The organism is Streptomyces sp. NPDC041814 (assembly GCF_055590565.1).
Map to the genome: position 1 here is coordinate 440985 of NZ_JBVJAM010000002.1, position 20290 is coordinate 461274.

Annotated in this window: 22 protein-coding genes; 6 read left to right on the forward strand and 16 right to left on the reverse strand. The window is 72.3% G+C overall.

All coding sequences use genetic code 11. From position 1 onward, the window contains the following. Positions 1–4: 4 nt before the first annotated feature. Entirely contained in the window at positions 5–454 is a 450-nt protein-coding gene (locus ACZ6C6_RS07335) for a GNAT family N-acetyltransferase (protein ID WP_469200011.1), read from the reverse strand. 143 nt (positions 455–597) lie between these two features. Between ACZ6C6_RS07335 and ACZ6C6_RS07340 the strand changes: the two genes are divergently transcribed. Continuing rightward, positions 598–1104, forward strand: coding sequence for a hypothetical protein (locus ACZ6C6_RS07340; protein ID WP_469200012.1), 507 nt, complete (start codon positions 598–600; stop codon positions 1102–1104). 12 nt (positions 1105–1116) lie between these two features. Here ACZ6C6_RS07340 and ACZ6C6_RS07345 read toward each other — a convergent pair whose 3' ends face one another. The 10 genes from ACZ6C6_RS07345 to ACZ6C6_RS07390 all read right to left on the reverse strand — a co-directional run bounded on the left by ACZ6C6_RS07345 (position 1117) and on the right by ACZ6C6_RS07390 (position 11830). After that, the gene (locus tag ACZ6C6_RS07345) at positions 1117–1512 is read right to left on the reverse strand and encodes a hypothetical protein (protein ID WP_469200014.1); all 396 of its coding nucleotides are present in this window, start codon (positions 1510–1512) and stop codon (positions 1117–1119) included. Between the two features lie 27 nt (positions 1513–1539). Next, the gene (locus ACZ6C6_RS07350; RefSeq protein ID WP_469200016.1) at positions 1540–2931 is read right to left on the reverse strand and encodes a phosphomannomutase/phosphoglucomutase; all 1392 of its coding nucleotides are present in this window, start codon (positions 2929–2931) and stop codon (positions 1540–1542) included. Further along, positions 2928–4529 carry a glycoside hydrolase family 13 protein gene (locus ACZ6C6_RS07355; protein WP_469200017.1) on the reverse strand — a complete coding sequence of 534 codons (1602 nt, stop codon included), beginning with the start codon at positions 4527–4529 and terminating at the stop codon, positions 2928–2930. Before ACZ6C6_RS07355 ends, ACZ6C6_RS07350 begins: the two co-directional genes overlap by 4 nt. Further along, on the reverse strand, positions 4526–5746 hold the full coding sequence (locus tag ACZ6C6_RS07360; protein WP_469200019.1) for a Gfo/Idh/MocA family protein: 1221 nt from the start codon (positions 5744–5746) through the stop codon (positions 4526–4528). Before ACZ6C6_RS07360 ends, ACZ6C6_RS07355 begins: the two co-directional genes overlap by 4 nt. After that, the gene (locus ACZ6C6_RS07365) at positions 5743–6822 is read right to left on the reverse strand and encodes a glycoside hydrolase family 130 protein (RefSeq protein ID WP_469200021.1); all 1080 of its coding nucleotides are present in this window, start codon (positions 6820–6822) and stop codon (positions 5743–5745) included. Before ACZ6C6_RS07365 ends, ACZ6C6_RS07360 begins: the two co-directional genes overlap by 4 nt. 5 nt (positions 6823–6827) lie before the next feature. Further along, entirely contained in the window at positions 6828–7685 is an 858-nt protein-coding gene (locus tag ACZ6C6_RS07370; protein WP_469200023.1) for a carbohydrate ABC transporter permease, read from the reverse strand. A 1-nt stretch (position 7686) separates the two neighbouring features. Then, positions 7687–8625, reverse strand: coding sequence for a carbohydrate ABC transporter permease (locus ACZ6C6_RS07375; RefSeq protein WP_469200025.1), 939 nt, complete (start codon positions 8623–8625; stop codon positions 7687–7689). Further along, a complete protein-coding gene (locus ACZ6C6_RS07380) occupies positions 8622–9914 on the reverse strand; it encodes an ABC transporter substrate-binding protein (RefSeq protein WP_469200027.1) in 1293 nt (430 codons plus the stop codon). Before ACZ6C6_RS07380 ends, ACZ6C6_RS07375 begins: the two co-directional genes overlap by 4 nt. 91 nt (positions 9915–10005) lie before the next feature. Next, positions 10006–11025 (reverse strand): LacI family DNA-binding transcriptional regulator, encoded by a 1020-nt coding sequence (locus ACZ6C6_RS07385; RefSeq protein WP_469200029.1) that lies wholly within the window; start codon positions 11023–11025, stop codon positions 10006–10008. Positions 11026–11149: 124 nt separating this feature from the next. After that, a complete protein-coding gene (locus ACZ6C6_RS07390; RefSeq protein ID WP_469200856.1) occupies positions 11150–11830 on the reverse strand; it encodes a ScbR family autoregulator-binding transcription factor in 681 nt (226 codons plus the stop codon). A gap of 391 nt (positions 11831–12221) precedes the next feature. Between ACZ6C6_RS07390 and ACZ6C6_RS07395 the strand changes: the two genes are divergently transcribed. Continuing rightward, positions 12222–12902, forward strand: a complete 681-nt coding sequence (locus ACZ6C6_RS07395; protein WP_469200031.1) for an HAD family hydrolase — start codon at positions 12222–12224, stop codon at positions 12900–12902. Between the two features lie 11 nt (positions 12903–12913). Here the strand turns inward: ACZ6C6_RS07395 and dhaL are convergent, their stop codons facing one another. After that, positions 12914–13576: a dihydroxyacetone kinase subunit DhaL gene (gene dhaL / locus ACZ6C6_RS07400; protein ID WP_469200033.1), complete on the reverse strand. Its 663-nt coding sequence runs from the start codon at positions 13574–13576 to the stop codon at positions 12914–12916. 17 nt (positions 13577–13593) lie between these two features. Then, the gene (locus ACZ6C6_RS07405; RefSeq protein ID WP_469200034.1) at positions 13594–14592 is read right to left on the reverse strand and encodes a dihydroxyacetone kinase subunit DhaK; all 999 of its coding nucleotides are present in this window, start codon (positions 14590–14592) and stop codon (positions 13594–13596) included. Positions 14593–14764: 172 nt separating this feature from the next. Here ACZ6C6_RS07405 and ACZ6C6_RS07410 point away from each other — a divergent pair, with 172 nt between their 5' ends. From ACZ6C6_RS07410 to ACZ6C6_RS07425, 4 genes are all read left to right on the forward strand, one after another. Beyond that, positions 14765–15319 (forward strand): hypothetical protein, encoded by a 555-nt coding sequence (locus ACZ6C6_RS07410; RefSeq protein WP_469200036.1) that lies wholly within the window; start codon positions 14765–14767, stop codon positions 15317–15319. A 24-nt stretch (positions 15320–15343) separates the two neighbouring features. Next, positions 15344–15877: a tetratricopeptide repeat protein gene (locus ACZ6C6_RS07415; RefSeq protein WP_469200038.1), complete on the forward strand. Its 534-nt coding sequence runs from the start codon at positions 15344–15346 to the stop codon at positions 15875–15877. Positions 15878–15977: 100 nt separating this feature from the next. Next, positions 15978–16487, forward strand: a complete 510-nt coding sequence (locus ACZ6C6_RS07420; protein ID WP_469200040.1) for an ArsR/SmtB family transcription factor — start codon at positions 15978–15980, stop codon at positions 16485–16487. A gap of 56 nt (positions 16488–16543) precedes the next feature. Continuing rightward, positions 16544–17395 carry a M23 family metallopeptidase gene (locus ACZ6C6_RS07425; protein WP_469200042.1) on the forward strand — a complete coding sequence of 284 codons (852 nt, stop codon included), beginning with the start codon at positions 16544–16546 and terminating at the stop codon, positions 17393–17395. Here ACZ6C6_RS07425 and ACZ6C6_RS07430 read toward each other — a convergent pair. The 3 genes from ACZ6C6_RS07430 to ACZ6C6_RS07440 all read right to left on the reverse strand — a co-directional run bounded on the left by ACZ6C6_RS07430 (position 17383) and on the right by ACZ6C6_RS07440 (position 20201). Next, positions 17383–17994, reverse strand: coding sequence for a dihydrofolate reductase family protein (locus ACZ6C6_RS07430; protein ID WP_469200044.1), 612 nt, complete (start codon positions 17992–17994; stop codon positions 17383–17385). The two genes, ACZ6C6_RS07425 and ACZ6C6_RS07430, sit on opposite strands and share 13 nt — an antisense overlap. 106 nt (positions 17995–18100) lie before the next feature. After that, entirely contained in the window at positions 18101–18568 is a 468-nt protein-coding gene (locus ACZ6C6_RS07435; RefSeq protein WP_469200046.1) for a hypothetical protein, read from the reverse strand. A gap of 163 nt (positions 18569–18731) precedes the next feature. Continuing rightward, positions 18732–20201, reverse strand: a complete 1470-nt coding sequence (locus ACZ6C6_RS07440) for an MFS transporter (RefSeq protein WP_469200048.1) — start codon at positions 20199–20201, stop codon at positions 18732–18734. Between the last annotated feature and the right edge of the window lie 89 nt (positions 20202–20290).

Consider the following 20290-nt stretch of genomic DNA (forward strand, 5'->3'; position numbering starts at 1 on the left):
CGGGTCACGCCTCGCGCGCGAGGTAGCGCCGGAACCCCTGGGCCCGCGGCTCGAAGCCGCACGACGCGTAGAACGTGTGCACGTACGCGTCATCGGCAGCCAGCAACTGCACCTTGTAGCAACCTGCTTCCTCCGCGATGCCCACCACCGCGTCCAGCAGCCGCCGCCCGACGCCCCGGCGGCGCCCGGCTTCGGCGACCACGACGTTCTCGACGAAGAGGATGCCCCGCCCGCCCCGGGTCAGGTTCGGCATGACGATGCTGTCGGCCGTCCCGACGACGGCCCCGCCGGCCTCGGCGACGAGAACGGTGCGCCCCTGCTGTGCCGCGATGCGCTCCCACCCGGCCCGGGCGGCCTCCAGGGAGAGGGCCGCGTCGTCGGGGTTCAGCTCGCGGTAGAGGGCGAGCAGCGCGGGAAGGTCCTGCTCGGTGGCGGTTCGTACGGTGATCTCCACACCCGCAAGACTAAAGCGGCTCCTGCGTTCCGGTGATCTTCCGGCGGAGGGCGGTCCGTTCCACTCCCGGACGCCGTTACCCGTGGGGTGCGACCGCGCGCCCCGCAGAAGACGAGCAAGGGTGTGAGGCACGGATGACCCGCATGGACCGCAGAAGCATGATGCGACTGACCTCGGCGGCGACGATCACCGGGGGACTGGTGGCCGGAGCCGCCGGAACCGCCCACGCGACACGGAGGGCCGACCGGCATTTCACCCTGCACGGCAGGCGCACCGGCGCGAACATCCCGGACGTGCTGACCGTCGGCGTCCCGTACTTCGTGCGTTACGACCTGACGGACACCGAGGGCCGCGCCGTGGGCACCGAGAACGCGCACTGCCTGCCCGTCACCGTCGGGCCCGACGGCTCCTTCGTCATGGCGACCCTGGTTCTGGCCCTCGCCGACGGCATGATCACGGCCTCCACCGCCTTCCAGCGCCCGCTCCCCGCCGTGACCGAGCTGCCCGTCGACTCACGCCGCTGGACGCACGAGTTCGCCGTCACGGGGGGCACCGGCAGCTACGACGGAGCGGAGGGCTCGGTCAGCATCGAACACCTCACCCGCGACGAGGACACACTCACCATCACCCTGACGGACGGCACCGAATAACCGGGGCGACCGTCACGGCTCCAGCAGGCCGTACGTGCCGTCCCGGAAGGCGAAGACCGTTGAACGGGTCTCGTCCTCCTCGCGGAAGAAGCCGCCGGGGCCGGGGCTCGCGATGTGCGGGGCCAGCAGATCCAGGACCGTCACCAGTTCGCCCATGTCGTCGTCCAGCCAGTAGTTGCGGCTGTACAGGCCCCAGCCGCTGTCCTGGAGCCGCAGCGACGCGAAGTCCCCGCCGGGCAGCCGGCTGTGCGGGTCCGGGCTGAGCAGCGGATACGCGTACTCGTCTCCGCCGTACTCCTGCGGTGGCTCCTCGGTCAGGCCGAGGTGCCACCGCAGGGCCTCCAGTACCGGGGCTGGGGTGTTCTCGCGGAGGTAGCAGGTGAAGACGACTTCGTAGTGCAGGCTCATGGCCCGCATTGTGCCCGGCGGGGCCCGTCAGGCTTCGCGTACCGTCGCCAGCACCTCGTCCCGGACCTCGACCATCAGCTCCTCCGTGCGGGCCTCCACGTTGAGCCGCAGCAGCGGTTCCGTGTTGGACGGGCGGAGGTTGAACCACCAGTCCGCGGCGCTGACCGTGAGCCCGTCCAGCGTGTCGGCCGTGACGCCGGGGCGGGACTCCCATCCCGCGCGGACCGCCGCCGTGCGGGCGGCCTGGTCGGTGACCGTGGAGTTGATCTCGCCCGAAGCGGCGTACCGCTCGAAGCGGCTGGTCAGCGCGGACAGCGGGCCGTCCTGGCCGCCGAGCGCGGCGAGGACGTGGAGCGCGGCCAGCATGCCCGTGTCCGCGTTCCAGAAGTCACGGAAGTAGTAGTGCGCGGAGTGCTCACCGCCGAACACGGCTCCGGTACGGGCCATTTCGGCCTTGATGAACGAGTGGCCGACCCGGGTACGGACCGGTGTGCCGCCCGCCGCACGGATCACCTCGGGCACCGCCCGCGAGGTGATCAGGTTGTGGATGACCGTCGCACCCGGGCGCCGTGCCAGCTCGCGCGAGGCGATCAGAGCGGTGATCGCCGACGGCGGGACCGGGTCGCCGTTCTCGTCCACGACGAAGCAGCGGTCCGCGTCGCCGTCGAAGGCGAGCCCGAGATCGGCGCCCTCGGCGCGCACCCGCGCCTGGAGGTCCACGATGTTCGCCGGTTCCAGCGGGTTGGCCTCGTGGTTCGGGAACGTGCCGTCCAGCTCGAAGTACATCTCCACCACCGTCAGCGGCAGCCCCGCGAACACCGTGGGGACGGTGTGGCCGCCCATGCCGTTGCCCGCGTCCACCACCACCTTCAGCGGGCGGATCGCGGACAGGTCCACCAGCGCGTGCAGATAGGCGGCGTACCCGGCCAGGGTGTCCCGCCCGGTCACGGCACCCGCGCGGGCGGCCGGGGCCGGGGCCCCCTCGTCCGTCCACCGCTCGACCAGGGCGCGGATCTCCGCGAGGCCGGTGTCCTGGCCCACCGGCTCCGCACCGGCCCGGCACAGCTTGATGCCGTTGTAGCGGGCCGGGTTGTGCGAGGCGGTGAACATCGCCCCGGCCAGCCCCAGCGAGCCCGACGCGTAGTACAGCTGGTCCGTCGAGCACAGCCCGATCTCCGTGACGTCGGCGCCCTGCGCGGTGGCGCCGCGCGCGAACGCCCGGGCGAGACCGGGGGAGGAGGGCCGCATGTCGTGCCCCGTCACGATCGCGTCCGCACCGGTGACCCGGACGAACGCGGCGCCGAACAGCTCCGCCGTCGTCTCGTCCCACTGGTCCGGCACCACACCGCGTACGTCGTACGCCTTGACGAGCCCCGACAGGTCGGTCCGGGGCGTCGGGTCGGTCACGGGCGTCGTCATCGGGTGTCTCCAGGTGCGGAACGGTCGGTACGGGAGGAGGGCGGGGCGAGGAACCACACGGCGGTGTCGGGCGGCAGCGCGTCCCCGTCGAGCGGTCCACTGCTGAGCAGCGGGCGGCCGGGCGTACGCACCGGCTCGTCGCCCAGATTGACGGCGCAGGCCAACTCGCCGCGCCGGAAAGCCAGAACGGGCGCGCCGGGCTCCGAGAGCCAGACGGGCGGCGCCGCCGGGTCCGGGGCCGGATGGGCGCGGCGCAGCCGGAGCGCCGCCCGGTACAGGGCGAGCGTCGAGCCGGGGTCCGTCTCCTGCGCGGCGACGGTGAGACCGGCCCAGTCCGCGGGCTGCGGCAGCCAGGTGGCCCCGGCGTCCGCCGTGGTGAAGCCGTACGGCGCCCGCGCCCCGGACCACGGCAGCGGCACCCGTGCCCCGTCGCGCCCGCGCTCCGTGCGGCCGGAACGCTCCCACAGCGGGTCGAGGATGCGGTCGACGGGCACCTCGGCCTGCGGGAGGCCCAGTTCCTCGCCCTGGTAGAGGTACGCGGAGCCAGGCAGCGCCAGCATCAGCAGCGCGGCGGCGCGGGCCCGCGCGAGCGAGCCGTACCGGGTGACCGGCCGCACCGCGTCATGGCTGGAGAGCAGCCAGGTGACGGCGGCGCCCGGCACACCGAACGAGTCGTCGATGACACGGCGCAGCTCCGCCGGGTCCCAGGCCGCCTCCAGGAAGGCGAAGTTGAACGCCTGGTGCATCTCGTCGGGCCGGACGTAGCGGGCCAGCCGAGCCGGGTCGAAGACGGCCGACTCCGCGACCATCACCCGGTCGTGCGGCGCCACCGCCCCCGGCGGCGCCGGATGGGTGTCCAGGAGCGCCCGCCACTCGCGGTAAAGCGGGTGCAGCTCCTCCTGGTCGTAGTACGGCATCAGGTGGTTGCGCAGCGGGTCGGTGTGCTGACCGGGCCCCGCGTCCGGCAGATCCTCCGCCTTGAACAGGGCGTGCGCCACGTCCACCCGGAAGCCGTCCACACCCCGGTCGAGCCAGTACCGCAGGACGTCCGTGAAGGCATCGCGCACCTTCGGGTCGCGCCAGTTCAGGTCGGGCTGCTCGGGGGCGTGCAGATGGCAGTACCACTCGCCGTCCGCGACCCGCGTCCAGGCGGGCCCGCCGAACGCCGACTGCCAGTCGTTCGGCGGCAGCTCACCCGCCGCGCCCCGGCCCGCCCGGAACAGGTACCTCGCCCGCTCCGCCGACCCCGGGCCGGCCGCGAGCGCGTCCAGGAACCACGGGTGGCGGTCCGACGTGTGGTTCGGGACGAGGTCCACGATGAGCTTGAGGCCCAGCTCATGGGCGCGGGCGGTCAGCCGTTCCGCGTCCGCGTCCGTCCCCAGGTCCGGGGCGACACCGTTGTAGTCGGAGATGTCGTAGCCGCCGTCGGCCAGCGGGGACGGGTAGAACGGGGTGCACCACACGGCGTCCGCGCCCAGGTCCCGGATGTGCTCCAGGCGCGCGGTCAGGCCCGCCAGGTCGCCCGTCCCGTCCCCGTCCGAGTCGGCGAAGGCCCGGGGGTAGACCTCGTAGCAGACCATGTCCTGCCACCAGCTCATGCGTGGACTCCTTCGGAGAGGGCCGGACCGGGGGACAGGACGCGCTGCTCGGCGCCGGTCGCGGCGGCGACCGTGGCCGCCTCGGCGACCGCGACCGCCGCGAAACCGCTGACCGGGCCGGCCACCGGGGGCGCGCCCGTCCGGGCCGCCCGTACCAGGTCGGCCATCGCGGCGCGCACGCTCTGCGCGTACACGTACGGCTTGCGCGGCTCGCCGCCGAGGTCGAGGACCGAGGTCACCCGGTGCGGCACGGTCCGCTCCTCGCCCCGGCCCCGGGCCGGCGCGGCGGACCCGGCGTTCCGCTCCACGCGCACGGTGATCCGCTCGCCGCCGCCGGGCCGGAACCCCTCGACGGCCAGCAGGTCGTCCCGCAGCCCCGGCAGCTCCTCCCAGGCGCGGGCGCCCTCCTCGTCCACCCAGGCCGTGATCTCCGCGTGTACGGGGATCCAGCCGCTGATCCGCGTCTCCGCGAACCCGTGGTCCAGGCGCATCAGCTGCCGCTCGGCACGATGGGCGTGCGTGAAGGAGTGCAGGTGCGAGGCGAGCACGCCCCCGGGGTGCACCACATCGGCGCTGACCATGTCGACCGGGCCGCCGGGGCGGCCGACCGCGGTGGCCCGCACACTCAGCGGATCACTGCCGAGCAGGGCCCGGGCGGCGTCGAAGAAGTGGACGCCGTGCTCGATGAAGATGCCGCCGCTGTGCGCCTGGTCCCAGAACCAGTGGCCGGGGCCCAGGTCCTCGTCCGACGCGTCGTTCTCGAACAGGAACCGGCGCGGCGGCGCCAGCAGCCCCCGCCCGGTCAGCCGCTCGACCGCCCGCAGCAGCGGGTTGTAGCGCAGCACATGGTCCACGACCAGGGCACGCCCGGCGAGGCGCGCCTCGCGGACGACCGCCGACGCGTCCTCGGTCGTGGTGGCGAGAGGCTTCTCGCAGAACACGTGGCGCCCCGCCCGCAGCGCGGTCGTGGCCATCGCGGCATGGGTGGCGGGCGGGGTGGCGATCAGCACGGCCGCCACGTCGTCCCGCCCGAGGAGCTCGTCCAGCGAACCCAGAGCCGGGACGCCGTGCCGCTCGCCGAGCAGCCGGGCCCGCTCCCGCGAGGGGTCGGCGACCGCCGCGAGCCGCAGACCGGGCAGCCCGGCGATCGCGTCCAGGACGAATTCCGCGAACCCGCCGCAGCCCGCCAGGCCGATGCCCAGGGCGCCGTCCGTCATGCCGTGCGCTCCAGGAGTGCCACGCCGATGTGCGCGTCGGCCATGCCGTAGAACACGTACAGCTCGCCGTCGATCTCCTCGATCGCCGTGGGGAAGACGACGTTCGGGACGGTGCCCGAGCGCTCCTCCTCGGTCTCCGGCGCCATCAGCGGCTGGTCGGAGCGGGCGAGGACACGCGACGGGTCGGCCGGGTCGAGGATCATCGCGCCGGCCGCGTACGACACGTCCTGGTTCTGCGCCCACGGGTCCTCGATGGAGCCCGAGACGCCGTGGTGGATGAGCAGCCAGCCCTCGGGCACCCGGATCGGGGCGGGGCCGCCGCCGATCTTCAGGGACTCCCACGGGAACTCGGACAGGGCCAGCAGGCGGTGGTCGCGCGGCCGGGTCAGCGCGGTGATGTCGGCCTCCACCTCGGCGGCCGGCACGTAGCTGATCCAGATGCCGGGCCGCTCGTCGGTGACACCGGCGGGCAGGTGGACGCCCTCACCCGGGCGGAACCAGCCCAGGTCCCACATCGGGCGGTGCAGCATCGCGTACGCCGGCTCGCCGTCCGGGCCCGGGACCGGCTCGGGGAAGTGGACGACGTCCTTGTTCGGGAAGAGGTTGAGGTCGGTGTCCAGGTCCGGCTGGTAGGCGAACTGGATCGGGCCGAGACGGGTCCATTCGGTGAGGTTCTCGGACACGGCGAGCGCCGGCTTCGGGCCGAGCGGGCCGTAGGCCACGTAGCTCATGACGTGCTTGCCGAGCGACGGGATCCAGGTGATGCGCGGGTCCTCGACCCCGGCGTTGTTCTTGCCGCGCTCCCAGCCCTCGTCGGGGGAGAGGACGGTGCCGCGGCGCTCGACGCCGTTCGGCACGCCCGCCCCGTCGAAGGTCACCTCGGCCAGGCCGACGCGGGAGACGTTGCCCTCGGCGACCAGGCGCGGCAGCAGGTGCAGGGTGCCGTCCGGGGTGCGGCCGGAGGCGGGGTTCAGGACACCCTCGACCTCGTTCGCCTCACCGGCCAGCGGGGACATGACCACACCCTTGCGGACCATGCGGTACGGGATGCGGGTGGCGGTGGTGGTGTTGCTCATGGCGATTAGCCCTTTACTCCGGAATCGATGTCGGTAGAGGTGAAGTGGCGCTGGAACAGGAGGAACAGGACCACCGCGGGGAGGGCCAGCACACAGGCGCCGGCCAGCAGGGCACCGGCCGGGTTGGCCACCGTGCCCTGGAGGTTGGAGAGGAAGCTCGCGAGCGAGACGGCAAGCGGCTGCATGTCCGCGTTCTTGGTGACGAGGAACGGCCACAGGAACTCGTTCCACGGACCGATGAACGTCAGCAGCAGCGCGCTCAGCACGGCCGGCCGGGCCATCGGCAGCGCGATCCTCCACAGGATGCGCAGCTCGCTCGCGCCGTCGATGCGGGCCGCCTCGAAGAGCGACTGCGGCATCTGCGCGAAGAACTGGCGGAACAGGAACACGGCCGTCGAGTTGATCGCGAACGGCAGGATCATGCCCAGGTAGTTGTCGCCGAGCCCGTAGTCGCGGACGACGAGCACGTACAGCGGCAGCGTCAGCAGCTGGAACGGGATCATCTGCACGAGCAGGAGGGCCGCGAAGACCGCCCCCTTGCCCCGGAAGCGCAGCTGCGCCAGCGCGTACCCGGCGAGCACCCCGAACACCAGCGTGCAGACCAGCACCCCGATGGTCATGATCCCCGAGTTGAGCAGGGACCGGCCCAGCGAGATGGCGCTGTTGACCGCCGCGTAGTTGTCACCGGTCAGCCCGGACGGGACCGCCGCCGACAGGTCGCCGACCGTCTGCCCGCGCAGCGAGCCGACGATCATGTAGTAGAAGGGGAAGAGGAAGGCGACGGCGCCGAGCGACAGCAGCACGTAGCGGACGGCGCTCCCGGGGGAGATCCGGCGGGTGGGCCTCGGGTTGGTGGCGCTCATGTCAGTCGCCCCTCTCGGTGAGCTTGCGGGCGGCGATCGACACGACCATCACGAAGGCGACGAGAACGACACCCAGAGCGGCCGCGAAGTCGGGGTGCCCCTGCTCGATGCCCTTCTGGTACATCAGCAGGACGGGCGAGGTCGACGCGTGGTCGGGGCCACCGCCGCCGGTCAGCAGGTACGGCTCGCTGAACAGGTTGGCGCCGGTGATGATCGCGTAGATCACGACGAGCGTCGTCGCCGGCCGTACGCCCGGCACCGTCACCGAGAAGAACTGCCGCACCTTGCCCGCGCCGTCCATGGCGGACGCCTCGTACAGCTCCTTGCCGACGTTCTGCAGCGACGCCAGGTACAGCATCACGAAGAAGCCGAGCTGCTTCCAGGTCACGAACACGGCGATCATCGGCATCGCGAGATGCGAGTTGACCAGCCACGACGGGTCCGGGGCGTGCGAGCCGAGCAGGTGATTGACGAACCCGTCCGAGCCGAAGAGGAACTGCCATACGGCGACCAGGGCCACGCTCGCCGTCACATACGGCACGTAGAACGCGGCGCGGAAGAACGCGCGCCCCCGGATCTTCGCGTTCAGCGCGCTCGCCAGCACCAGCGAAAGGCCCACCGTCAGCGGCACGTTGATGACGAGGAAGATCAGGATGTTGAGGAACGCCTGCCCGACGACCGGGTCCGTGAAGACGTCCCGGTAGTTCGACAGACCCACCCACGGCGAGTCGATGTCCGTGCCCGGCGCGGTGAAGTAGAAGCGGTGGAAGGAGATCCACACCGTGTAGACCAGCGGGACCGCGAAGACCACCACGATGAACAGCACGTACGGCGACACGAACAGCGCGCCGGCCCGCGACAGACCACGTCGCGTCCTGCCGCGCGGGGCGGCTCCACTCGTGCGTACGGCGCCGGGCGCCGCGTCCAGGTTCACGCTCATGACGGGTCCCCGTACTCGTTCAGCAGGTCGGTGATCTCGGACGACGCCTTGCGCAGCCCCGCGTCCGTGGACTCGCGGCCGAACACGACCGACTTCGTCCACTCGTCGCGGAACGCCTGCCAGATGTCGATGGAGCCCGGCACGTTCGGCACCTCGACCACGCGCTGGGCCTGGTCGGCGAACGCCTTGTACGTCGGGTTCTTCGCGAAGTAGCCGGGATACTTCGCCGTCAGGTCCTCGCGCATCGGCATCTGGCCGGTGGTCTCCAGGAACTTCCCGTCCTGCGCGGCGGAGCTCGCGAACTTCAGCACGTCCCAGGCGGTGGCCCGGTTCTTGCAGGCACTGAACATCGCCGCCGACTTCTCGTCGCTGAACGAGTGCTTGCCGCTCCCGCCGTCGGCGGTCGGCACCGGCACCACACCGATGTCCACACTGTCCTTGTACGCGGCCACCGCCCACGGGCCCACGGTCGCCATGGCGGCCTTGCCGTCGTTGAGCGAGTCGCCCGGATACTGCTCCTGGGGCGCCAGCTTCTCCGCGTACAGCGTGCGCCAGAACGCCGCGACCTGTCGGCCCGCCGCCGAGTCGAACTGCGGTCTGCCGTCCTCGATCAGCTGCTTTCCGCCGCTCTGCGCGGCGAACGCCGGGTAGAAGTCGTACCAGGGCTGGAAGAAGTCACTGCTCGGCGAGGGCCATATCGCGGCCTTCGCGGCGCCGCTGTGCACGAGCGTCCGGGAGGTTTCGAGGAATTCCTCGTACGTGGCCAGCTTCGGGTGTTCGGGATCGAGACCGGCCTTCGCGAACAGCTTCTTGTTGTAGAGGATCATGACCGGGTTGCTCTTCCACGGCAGCTGGTAGAACTTGCCGTCGGCGGAGCGGTACTGGTCGGTGAGGGAGCCGCCGCGACCGGTGACGTACTTCTCGCCGTCCGGGAAGTCACTGAGGGGGACGAGGCCGTTCTGCTTCTGGAAGGTCGGCACCGCCGCCGGGGAGGTGTTGAAGGCGAGACAGGCCGTCGTCCCCGCGATGATCGAGGCGCTGATGGCCTCCTCCGAGGTCTTGCCGGCCGGGATCTGCTGCGCGGTGACGTGCTGGTCGGGATGGGCCTTGTTCCACGCGGCGACCATCGCCCTGCCCCACTGCACCTCCTGCGCGTTGTTGGAAAGCCAGACCGTGATCGGGCCGCGCGCCGTTGCGGCGGTGGCCGGATCGGGAGCCGACCGGCCGCAGGCGGTCGCCGTGCCCGCGAGAGCGAGCACGAGCAGCGCGTACGCCGTTCTCCTCAGCATGATTGATCTCCGAACTGTTCACGTGCGGCCTCGTCGCCGTACGGAATTCCCGGTCGGCGCGAGCACGACCGGTCGATTGCCCCCCGTTACGTCACCGGCGGGGCGCGGGGCCCATCGACGCACGGGGCACGAACTGCGCCGGTGCCAGCCGCACATGGTCGGCGGCCCCCTCGGCGACGACCGCGTCGAGCGCGCGGGCCGCCGCCTCGCCCCAGCCCCGGGCGTCCGCCCGCGCGGAGGCGAGCGGCGGGAAGCTGTACCGCGTCAGGGGAGCGTCGTCGTAGCCGACCAGCGACAGCTGGTCGGGCACCCGGACACCCAGCTCCTGGGCGACCGAGAGCCCGGCCATCGCGGCGAGGTCGTTGCCGTAGACGATCGCGGTCGGCGGCTCGGCCGAGGCCAGCAGCTGCCTGGTCGCCTGCGCGCCGCCCTCGGGCGTGAACCCGCCGGGCAGCACGGGTCCTTCGGGCAGGCCGAGCGCGCGCAGGGTCTGCTCCCACGCGGTCCGGCGCCGGTGGGCGTGCAGCAGCTCCTGCGGCCCTTCGACGTGGGCGATGCGCCGGTGACCCAGCTCAGCCAGGTGGCGGACGGCGGCCGTGTACGCCGGCTCGTCGTCCAGGCTCACCGCCGTCAGGCCGTCACCCCACTCGGGCTGGCCGACCACGACGGCCGGCAGGCCGAGCTCGCGCAGCAGCGCGGGGCGCGGATCGTCGCGGCGCAGGTCGGTGAGGAGGACCCCGTCCACCTGCTGCTCCGAGGCGAGGCGCCGGTAGACGCCCTGCTCGTTGTCCGGGGCGGTGATGTGGATCATCAGCCCGTCGCCGCGCTGTCCGATCACCGCCTCGACCCCGGCGATGAACGCCGGGAAGAAGGGGTCGGCCCCGACCTGCTCCGCGTCGCGGGCCAGGACGAGCCCGAAGGCGCCGGCCTTGCCCAGCGAGAGGGCCCGGGCCTGACGGCTGGGGGTCCAGCCGAGCTCCCGGCTCGCCGCGAGGATCCGCAGCTTCGTCTCCTCGGCGACACCGGGCCGGTCGTTCAGCGCGAAGGAGACCGTGGCGCGTGAAACGCCGGCCCGCCGGGCGACATCCGCGATGGTGGGCTTGCGTGCCATGGGCCTGGACCTTCTTGCCGGCGGGCCGAAGGCGAAGGCCTTCAAACCGGTTTGACTGCTCGAACGAGGACAACCAAACCGGTTTGGAAGAGGGGCGTCAAGAGGTCGGAGCCTGTGACGCCCGTCACCAGGGAGGGGTCGGGGTGGCCGGCTGCCCGGTCCGCGAGGTGGCCGCCTGTGCGGGGATCCGGGCGCGGGCCCGGGCGAGCAGGCCGGCCGGATCGGGCTCCGCCTGGAGGGAGGCGAGGGTCATCCGCCACCACTGTTCGAGCCGCTCCGGCCAGCCCCGCTTGCCCGGCATCTCGTCGGTCAGGGCGCAGTGCCCGTAGAACCCGCACACCAGGGTCACGGCCGCCGTCGACGGTTCGACCCCGTCCGCGAGTTCGCCCCGCGTCCGGGCCTGCGCGAGGAGTCGGGCGCAGGCCAGCGACCAGGCGCCGAAGGGGGTCGGCACGGGTGCCCCGATGGTGCGGCGCTCCGCCCACAGCCGCGCGCCGGCCCGCGCCACGACGTCCTCGCTGAGGGACTGGGCGACACGGAAGCTGAGCGCGACCAGCTTCTCCAGCGGGGGGACGCCCGGTGCGGCGTAGGTGGCGGCGAGCTGCGGCCAGGCGGCGAACTGCTCGCGCACGACGGCAAGGGCGAGCTTTTCCTTGCTGGAGTAATGGAAGTAGATCGCGCCGCTGGTCTTTCCCGAGTGGTCGCTTATGTCATTGACGCTCGTGCCCGCATATCCCCGTTCTACGAATAGATGTGCCGCCGATTCCAGCAGTACTCTTCGGGTTGCGCGCGCCCTGTCCTGCACCTGTTCCACCTTCGCTCATACGTGCTAGCGCCGCGACGTGAAAGCCCGTCACGTCCCTTGGTGAGGGGTGCAGTCGCATCGCGCGACGATCCTATTAGTCATCGCCCGGGCGGCGCAGTCGGCCGGTAATTCTTCATATGTTCCGGTGCACTCGAATTGGTGATTGCGGAATTCGGGGCCGCGGAAATAACGTAATGGGCATGATGTTTCGGACGGTCTGACCCTCGGGGTCGCACGTCCCCCGCGGCGCGCCCAGCGGAATCGACCTGGCCGCCGCGCCCACGGAGCGGCGCCCAGCGTCCGATCCCTTCCTTCCATAGGCGTGCCATCCGGCACATGTCTGCGCCCATGTACCTCAACGGTCGGCGCAGCCTCCGAGAACGGCGGTTACATGACAGCTCATCGCATCCTTTCCTGGTCCCCCTCCGCCCTCGTCTTCGACTGCGACGGCACCCTGATGGATACGGAAAGGCACTGGCAGGAAGCCCGCACCCTCACCTTCCGGCTCTTCGGGCTCACCCCGCCCGCCGGGTTCGCCGACCGGGCGAAGGGCGTGCACTACACCGATTGCGGCGCCCTGATGGCCCAGGAGACCGGAAAGCCGGATCTGGCGGTCGAACTCGCGGACACCCTCCTGAGCACCTTCACGGCGCTGGTCGAGGAGGACCCGGTCACCATGCCGGGCGCGGCCTCGCTGGTCCGGCTGGCCGCCCGCCACCGCCCGCTCGCGGTGGCGAGCAACTGCCCCCGGGCCACGGTGGAGTCGTGCCTCGACCGGGCCGGGCTCCTCGGCTGCTTCCGGCATGTCGTGGTCGCCGGCGAGGAGGTGCGGCCCAAGCCCGAGCCGGACGTCTACCGGGTGGCCGCCCGCCTCTGCGGCGTACCGCCCGAGGAGGCCTTGGCCGTGGAGGACTCGCTGACCGGCATGGAGTCGGCGCGCCGGGCGGGCCTCCGCGTCATCGGCATCGGTACGCGCCCGCCGGACCCGGACGGAGAGCAGGCCGACCTGTGGGTGACCAGCCTGGCCGACCCCGGACTGCTCAGCTGGGCCCGCAGCCGCCTCGGCCCCTGACCGGCGGCGGGTCAGTCACCGGCGAGGCGGGGCGCCAGCGTCCGCACCGTGTCCGTCGCGGCCGCGAAGAACAGCGCCATGCCCACGGCCCCCGGGTCGGGGACACCGGTGGCCCGCTCGCCCAGGTAACTGGCCCGTCCCATGCGCGCCGCCTGGGACGCCGTCTCCCGCACCCCTCGCCACGCCTCGTCCGCCGCGGCGGCCAGGGCGTCGGCGGGGGGCGCGTCCCCGGCCGCCCGGAGTGCGTCGGCGGCCGGGGCCAGGGCGTCGACCAGCGTCTTGTCGCCGGGCGAGGCGTCCCCGACGCGGCGGATTGCCGCCAGGCCCTCGGCGGCGCCCCGGGCGAGCGCGCCCGTCGTCAGCTCCGGTCCGGAGCCGGCGGCCCGGCCCATCGCCTGGAACAGCAGGCCGAACAGCGGGCCGCTGGTCCCGCCGACCTCGTCCAGGAAGGCGGTGGCCAGGGCGTCGAGGTGTTCGCCGGGGCCGGCCTCCGCCGCCACCCGGTCGAGCAGCGGACCGGCGGCCCGGACCCCGGCGACGAGGTTGGCGCCGAAGTCGCCGTCGCCCGCCCGCTGGTCCAGCTCCGTCAGCTCGGCCTCCGTGGCGTGGACCGAGTCCGCGAAGCGCCCCGCCCACTCCCGGGTGCGCGTGCCGTCCAGAGCGTCGCTCGTCATGGGCCCTCCTGTTGCCTTCACCATCGCAGTGCCGGGGTGTGTACGGGCGCGTCGTAGAGGTCCAGGGCGGCCCGGCCGGCCGACATGAGCGTGAGGGAGAACCCCCGCATGTCCAGTGCCGTCACGTATTCGCCGACCAGATGGCGCGCGAGCCGCACCCCTCGGGCGTCGAGCACTCGGGTCAACTCGCCGAAGACCGCGTACAGTTCGAGCGATGTGACCGCCCCGAGCCCGTTGACGAGAGCGACGACGGACTCCTCGGGCCCGGGGCGCAGCGCGTCCAGGAGCGCCCCCGTCATCTCCTCCACCAGCGCGCCCACGGCGCCCTGTGCCCGGGTACGGGCGGCGCGCTCCCCGTGAATGCCGACGCCGTACTCCAGCTCGCCGGGCGGCAGTTCGAACGCGGGCTCACCGGTGGCCGGTGCGTGGTGCGCTGCCGAGGCGACCGCGAGCGTACGGCACCGGCCCGCGAGGCCCGTACCCAGCTCCACCAGCTCGTCGAGCCCCATCCCCGTGTCGGCGGCGGCGCCCAGGATCTTCTCCAGCAGCACGGTGGCGCCCGTGCCGCGCCGCCCGGCGGCGATGTCCGCCGAGTCGGTGGCCAGGTCGTCGTCCACGAGCACCCGCGCGCAGGGGATCCCCGCGTCGGCGAGGCGTTCGGCGGCGATGCCGAAGTTGATCCGGTCGCCCGTGTAGTTCTTCACGATGTGCAGCACACCGTCCGGCCCCGCCACCGCGCGCGAGGCCCGGAAGATCTGCCGGTTGTGCGGTGAGGCGAACACCCTCCCCGGACAGGCGGCATCGAGCATGCCCGCACCGACGAACCCCGCATGCAGCGGCTCGTGCCCCGATCCGCCCCCCGACAAGAGCCCCACCCGCCGCGCGGGCGCGGAGTGCCGCGCGGTGACGAACCCGTCCGCCGCGTCGTACCGCACCAGATCCGCGTGCGCACGGGCGAAGCCGGCCAGCGCATCGGACACGAGTTCACCGGCGCCGTTCTCGAAATACCTGGCCATGAGTCGCACCCATCCCGTCCCTGGCGGTGAGGCCGTACGCGCCGACCCCGGACGATAATCTTATGGTGCGGGTAACGATCCGCATGCGGCAACTCGCACAGCGTGGCATCGGGGCGGGCGGTGCGGCAGATATGGGGTGTGGCGTAGGGTGCGCCGGAACGGGGAGGACGTCATGACGCGGCTCGACGGAGGGGGCGCGGCCGCGCGGACCGGGTCGGCGCCGTCATCCGTTTCGATGGCCGTGCTGTGCGTGGCCTTCCTCGCGTCCGGTCCGCTGTGGTCCGGCCGGCCGGCCGTGCCCGAGCGATCCGCCGTGCTGATGCTGGTGGTCGGCGCACCACTGCTCTGGGCGCTGAGCGCACTGCTCACCCTCATGTACATCCTGCCGCTGGTGGTCTTGGCGCATTGGTTCGGCAGGCGCCGGGGGCGTGGTGGGCGGCGGCGGTACGTGGTGGCGGCTGCCCTCCTCGGCGTGCTGTCGGCGGCCGGGATTCCCACGCTCGTCCTGATCGCGCGGGCGGGGTCCGACGAGTGGAGCCAACTCGCCTCGCACGGCGCGCTGGTCGCCGCCGTGCTGTGGACCGCCACGGCGCCGGCGACCCTGGCCGTCGACTTCGTCCTGCTGCGCGAGCGTGCCGGCCGCCCGGTGCGTGCGGTGGCCGACGTCCTTCTGTGGGGGACGCTGGGGCTCTGCGTCGAATACGCCGGGTGGCTCGGGTTCGCCTGATCGAGATGTGCCACCGTGGGCCGCATGAGCGATGACCATGAAAAGGACCAGGCCCTGGCGCGTGCCGTGCGGCTGCGGGAGCAGGGTGAGGCGGAGGCGGCCCGGGACCGGTTGCTGGAGCTGGCCGGGCGGTATCCGGACGATGGCGTGATCGCCTACCAGACTGCCTGGGTGCACGACGTCCTCGGCCTGGAGGCGGAGGCCGTGTCGTTCTACGAGCGGGCGCTGGCGGGGGAGGGACTGGACCGGGGGGACCGGCACGGAGCGTTCCTCGGGCTGGGGAGCACGTACCGGGTTCTGGGGCGCTACGAGGAGGCCGTGCGGACGCTGCGGCGCGGGCTCGGCACGTTCCCGGAGGATCCGGCGCTCCGGGCGTTCCTGGCCATGGCGTTGTACAACCGCGGCGAGGGCCGTGAGGCGGTGCGGCTGCTTCTGAAGACGCTCACCGCCGCCTCCGAGGACCCCGGGGTGCGGCAGTACCGGGCGGCGATCGAGCACTACGCCGACGATCTGGACGCCGTGGAGCCGGTGGGCGGGGAGGGTGCCCAAGCCCCGTGACCCGGCGCCGGCCGTCGGCGCGTCGCTCCGGCGTCCCGCCGCGGTCGCGTGTTCGCGATCCACCCTTGCACGTAAATCCGTAATTACGTAATCTCGTCCTATGGACCTGGAGGAGCGTGTCAGCGCGCTCGAACGACGCCTGGCCGCGCTGGTGGAGGCGGCGGCCCCCGCCGCGCCCCCCGTCGCGGAGGCCGATTTCTGGGCGCTCGACGCGCTGAAGGAGCGGCACCCGGTGACGGAGGACGCGGACGGTGCCGTGCTGTTCACCGGCGCGGTGCGCGTACCGACCGGGCATCGCTACGAATGGCAGTACGGGCTGCTCACCGAGACGGTGCTGGACGACGACTGGTCGGAGGCCGCCGCGTCGTTCGCCGCGCTCGGCCACCCCGTACGGCTGACGCTGCTGCGCGAGGTTCTGGGCGGCCTGCGCACCGCGGCCGAACTGGCCGCGCTAGACGGCGTCGGAACGACCGGCCAGGTCTACCACCATCTGCGTCAGCTGGCCGGTGCCGGCTGGCTGCACTCCCCGGAGCGCGGCCGCTACGAGATTCCGGCCGGGCGGGTCGTGCCCCTTCTCGTGGTGCTCACCGCCGCACGCCCGGTGGCCTGACCGATGGCGTACACCGATTGCGTACGCCGATTACGTATACGTACAAGGGGGAAAACATGTCTGCGGACCGACGGAAGATCGCCGCGAAGGCCCAGTACGCGCTGTGGGTGATCTTCTTGGCCCAGGTTGCCGTCGGGCTCTTCGTGAAGCTGCCCTACAACTACTGGCTGAGCTGGCTCCCGGCGCTCGGTGCGCTGGGGATCGGCCTGGTCACAGCCCGCTCCGCCCGCCACCGGATCAAGAACCGGCCCCCGGCCCCCGTCGCGGTGGCACCCCCGGTCACCGGCCGCTGGTCCGCGGTCAACAGCCCGGCCGACAAGGTCCCGAGCCACGGAACGCACGGCCTGGCGCAGACCTATGCCATCGATATCGTGGCCGAGCCGGCGGGCGGGCCCGGCCGCCCCAAGACCGTCCTGTTCTGGCCGGTCGCCCGGCGCAACCGCGACTATCCCGCCTTCGGCGCTCCCTTGTACGCGGTCGCCGGTGCGACCGTCGTGCACGCGGAGGACGGCCAGCGTGACCACCTGAGCCGCAGCTCGCTCCCCGGGCTCCTGTATTTCTGGCTGGTCGAGGGGGTGTTCAGGACCGTGGGCGGCAGCCGTCGCGTCGTGGGCAATCACCTGGTCCTCGACCTGGGCGACGGAACGTGCGCCGTGTACGCACACGTCCAGCACGGCTCCCTGCGGGTCCGGCCGGGCGACGAGGTCGAGCCCGGCCGCCTGCTCGGCCGCTGCGGCAACTCGGGCAACTCGACCGAGCCCCATGTGCACTTCCAGCTGATGGACGGGCCCGACCTGGAGACGGCGCGCGGTATTCCGTTTACCTGGCACGGAGTCGGCCTGCCGGGCAACGGTCAGACGTTCACCGTCGACGCGGACGCCACCGCTGTGCGGCCTCAGGACGCCTGACCCGGACCACCGGCCTCCTGTCCGCCGGTCTCGCCGGGCGGTGCGTCGAGGATGGTGGGGGCGTACTCCAGCAGTTGCAGCCGGCCGTCGAAGGTGCGGCTCTCGACCAGATCGAGGCGGACGTCGGGGTATGCGTCGAAGATCCTTTCCCGCCCGGTAGCACCGGTGATGACCGGGAAGACGACGACGCGGAAGCGGTCCACGAGACCGGCCACGAGCAGGGCCCGGCACAGGCTGAGGCTGCCCAGCGTGCGCAGCGGGCGCGTCTCGCTCTTCTTCATCGCCCGCACGGCCTCGACGGCGTCACCGCTGACGAGCTCGGTGTTCTTCCAGAGGAGCGGAGGTTCCAGAGTGGAGGAGAACACGACCTTGGGCATGGCGTTCAGCTCGGCGAAGCCGGGGTCGTCGGGGGCCTGGGCGGCGAACCCGGACATGAGCCGGTAGGTCGTGGCACCCATCAGACTGACGTGCTGTTTTTCGCTCTCGCTGTTGATCCAGGCGAGGTACTCGGGCCCTTCCCTTCCCCAGAACCCGGGCCAGCCCTCTGCGGACGCGTATCCGTCGAGCGAGATGATGAAGTCCACCATGAGACTGGTCATCGAACTGTCCCTTCACGATTCGCGTGTCTCCCAGTGTTGACCGTCGCCGCCCCGCGAACTCATCGGCGGCTGGGGCGGCGAGGGCAAACGCGCGGCTCTCGTCCGGCTACCACCGGCGCGGGCGGCGGGTGGCGGCGAGGAGTGCGGCCACCACCGTGACCATGACCAGGGCGATCGCGAAGTGGGCCGCCCAGGCACCTGCCGCGGTGGGGCCGCCCCAGGCGTGGGTGGGGTCTTCGCCCGCCGTCGCCAGCGGGTAGAACAGGCCGCGGCTGAGGAGAAGGACCACGGAGGGGGCGGCCACTGCGAAGGCGAGAACGTTCGCCGGGAGGCCGCGGAGGGCCCGGCCGACGACCGTGCGGAAGCGGTCCGGCGCGGGCGCGGGGGAGGCGGCCCGCCCGCCGAGGGACGCGAGGCGCCGCTGAAGCCGTCCGGCGGCGGACGCGCCGCCGGTCGCGGCCAGTACCAGTGCCAGGACGGTGACGGGCAGCGCCAGCAGTGCATGGACCAGCAGCAGGGCCGCCCGCCGCGGCAGCGGACGGCGTACGGGGAGAGCGTCGGGCGCGAGCGTCATGGGGAGCCCCTTCTCGGGTTCGGTGCGATGACCGGAAGGTAGCGGCACGGCCGCGCCGACGGCGTCATACCGGGGAGCCAACCCGGCCGTCAGACCTCAGTAGCACGCGCTGCCGCCCGGCAACTGAGCCCGGGACCGACGGGCTCCGCTGCCGGGGCGCGCATCAGGCCGGTTCCTCGACGGGGTGCTCCTCCACGCTGTGCGAGTCGGTGAGGCTCAGCGCGCCGACGGTCGCGATCAGCCCGACGACGACGGCGAGCAGCGCGTAGGTGATCCGTTCGCCGTGGAAGAAGGACGCGACGAGATCGCCGCTCCAGACCCCGGCCGGGAGCGACGTGGTGACCAGTGCGGCGATCAGCGTGCCGACCACCGCGGTGCCGACACTGGAGCCGACCTCCTGGGCGGTGTCGTTCAGGGCGGCCGCGATCGAGGTGCGGTTGCCGGGCATCGCCTCCACGAGGGCCACCGCGCAGATCGTCATCACGGTGCGCAGACCCACGGTCATGACCACCATGCACACCGCGATGGCGGCGTACCCGTGCTCGACGCCCCAGGCGAGACCGGCCAGCGACCCCGCCAGACAGGCCGCGCCCACCAGGCACGCGATGCGGTGGCCGAACCGGCCGGCGAGCCACTCGGACAGCGGAGTGGCCAGAAGCATCGTCACGATGATGGGCAGATTGGCCAGACCGGCCCGGACCGGGCTCCAGCCGTACGCGTACTGGAAGTGCAGGATCAGCCCGAACATCACACTGGCCATCGCGATGGACGTCCCGATCTGGGCGAGGGCGGCGCCCCGCACCGTGCCGTTCGAGAAGACCCGGAGATCCAGCATGGGCGCCGCGCTGCGCCGCTCGTGCCGTACGAAGGCGACCGCGGCCGCCACCGCGCCCACGACGGACGCCAGGGTGATCCCCGAGAGCCAGCCGTTCTCGACACCGCTGGTCAGCGAGTAGCAGGCGAGCCCGATGGTGGCCACGCTCAGCAGCGCGCCCGGCACGTCGAGCCTGTCCTTGGTCAGGTCCTCCGGGCGGTCGGCCGGGACGCCGAGCCGGACGCCGACGCACGCGATCAGCGCGATCGGGGCGTTGACGAGCAGCAGCCACTCCCACCGGACGTGCGCCAGCGCCGTACCGCCGAGCAGCGGGCCGAGGACGAACCCGGACATGCCCACGATGATCATGACGGTCATCGCGCGCATCCGCAGCGCCTTGTCGTCGAACAGGCGGAAGACCAGGGAGTTCGTGATCGGGGCCATCGCGGCGGCGGCCACGCCGAGCGCGGCGCGCAGGGCGATCAGCTCGCCCGCGGTCGAGACCAGGGCGACGCACAGGCTGAGCGCCCCGAACACGGTGAGCCCGATGAGCAGCACCCGGCGGCGGCCGAGCCGGTCCGCCATTGATCCGGCGGTCAGCAGGAGGCCGCCGAACGTCAGCGAGTAGGCGCCGGTGACCCACTGCAACGCGGTCGTGCCGCTGCCGAGGTCGCGGCCGATCGTGGGCAGGGCGATCGACAGCAGGGTGTTGTCGACCATCTCGACGAAGAAGGCCAGGCACAGCGCGGCCAGGGGTATCCATGCCGCACGCAGCGAGGAATAGGAGCGGGACCCGTTTCCGGGTGGGGCGGTAGTCATGGCGCGGTCCTTTCGATCGAACATCGTTCGGCTATCGAACGCCGTACGATGAGCTACGATAGAACAGCGTTCGATGGGATGCAAAGAGC

Excerpts from the sequence above, each read along its gene's own strand:
- ACZ6C6_RS07395 (WP_469200031.1), top strand. The coding sequence starts at position 12,222 with ATGACAGCTCATCGCATCCTTTCCTGGTCCCCCTCCGCCCTCGTCTTC.
- ACZ6C6_RS07355 (WP_469200017.1), bottom strand. The coding sequence starts at position 4,529 with ATGAGCTGGTGGCAGGACATGGTCTGCTACGAGGTCTACCCCCGGGCC.
- ACZ6C6_RS07415 (WP_469200038.1), top strand. The coding sequence starts at position 15,344 with ATGAGCGATGACCATGAAAAGGACCAGGCCCTGGCGCGTGCCGTGCGG.
- ACZ6C6_RS07365 (WP_469200021.1), bottom strand. The coding sequence starts at position 6,822 with ATGAGCAACACCACCACCGCCACCCGCATCCCGTACCGCATGGTCCGC.
- dhaL (WP_469200033.1), bottom strand. The coding sequence starts at position 13,576 with ATGACGAGCGACGCTCTGGACGGCACGCGCACCCGGGAGTGGGCGGGG.
- ACZ6C6_RS07405 (WP_469200034.1), bottom strand. The coding sequence starts at position 14,592 with ATGGCCAGGTATTTCGAGAACGGCGCCGGTGAACTCGTGTCCGATGCG.
- ACZ6C6_RS07385 (WP_469200029.1), bottom strand. The coding sequence starts at position 11,025 with ATGGCACGCAAGCCCACCATCGCGGATGTCGCCCGGCGGGCCGGCGTT.
- ACZ6C6_RS07370 (WP_469200023.1), bottom strand. The coding sequence starts at position 7,685 with ATGAGCGCCACCAACCCGAGGCCCACCCGCCGGATCTCCCCCGGGAGC.
- ACZ6C6_RS07375 (WP_469200025.1), bottom strand. The coding sequence starts at position 8,625 with ATGAGCGTGAACCTGGACGCGGCGCCCGGCGCCGTACGCACGAGTGGA.
- ACZ6C6_RS07440 (WP_469200048.1), bottom strand. The coding sequence starts at position 20,201 with ATGACTACCGCCCCACCCGGAAACGGGTCCCGCTCCTATTCCTCGCTG.
- ACZ6C6_RS07350 (WP_469200016.1), bottom strand. The coding sequence starts at position 2,931 with ATGACGACGCCCGTGACCGACCCGACGCCCCGGACCGACCTGTCGGGG.
- ACZ6C6_RS07360 (WP_469200019.1), bottom strand. The coding sequence starts at position 5,746 with ATGACGGACGGCGCCCTGGGCATCGGCCTGGCGGGCTGCGGCGGGTTC.
- ACZ6C6_RS07340 (WP_469200012.1), top strand. The coding sequence starts at position 598 with ATGGACCGCAGAAGCATGATGCGACTGACCTCGGCGGCGACGATCACC.
- ACZ6C6_RS07435 (WP_469200046.1), bottom strand. The coding sequence starts at position 18,568 with ATGACGCTCGCGCCCGACGCTCTCCCCGTACGCCGTCCGCTGCCGCGG.
- ACZ6C6_RS07420 (WP_469200040.1), top strand. The coding sequence starts at position 15,978 with ATGGACCTGGAGGAGCGTGTCAGCGCGCTCGAACGACGCCTGGCCGCG.
- ACZ6C6_RS07380 (WP_469200027.1), bottom strand. The coding sequence starts at position 9,914 with ATGCTGAGGAGAACGGCGTACGCGCTGCTCGTGCTCGCTCTCGCGGGC.
- ACZ6C6_RS07425 (WP_469200042.1), top strand. The coding sequence starts at position 16,544 with ATGTCTGCGGACCGACGGAAGATCGCCGCGAAGGCCCAGTACGCGCTG.
- ACZ6C6_RS07345 (WP_469200014.1), bottom strand. The coding sequence starts at position 1,512 with ATGAGCCTGCACTACGAAGTCGTCTTCACCTGCTACCTCCGCGAGAAC.
- ACZ6C6_RS07430 (WP_469200044.1), bottom strand. The coding sequence starts at position 17,994 with ATGACCAGTCTCATGGTGGACTTCATCATCTCGCTCGACGGATACGCG.
- ACZ6C6_RS07410 (WP_469200036.1), top strand. The coding sequence starts at position 14,765 with ATGACGCGGCTCGACGGAGGGGGCGCGGCCGCGCGGACCGGGTCGGCG.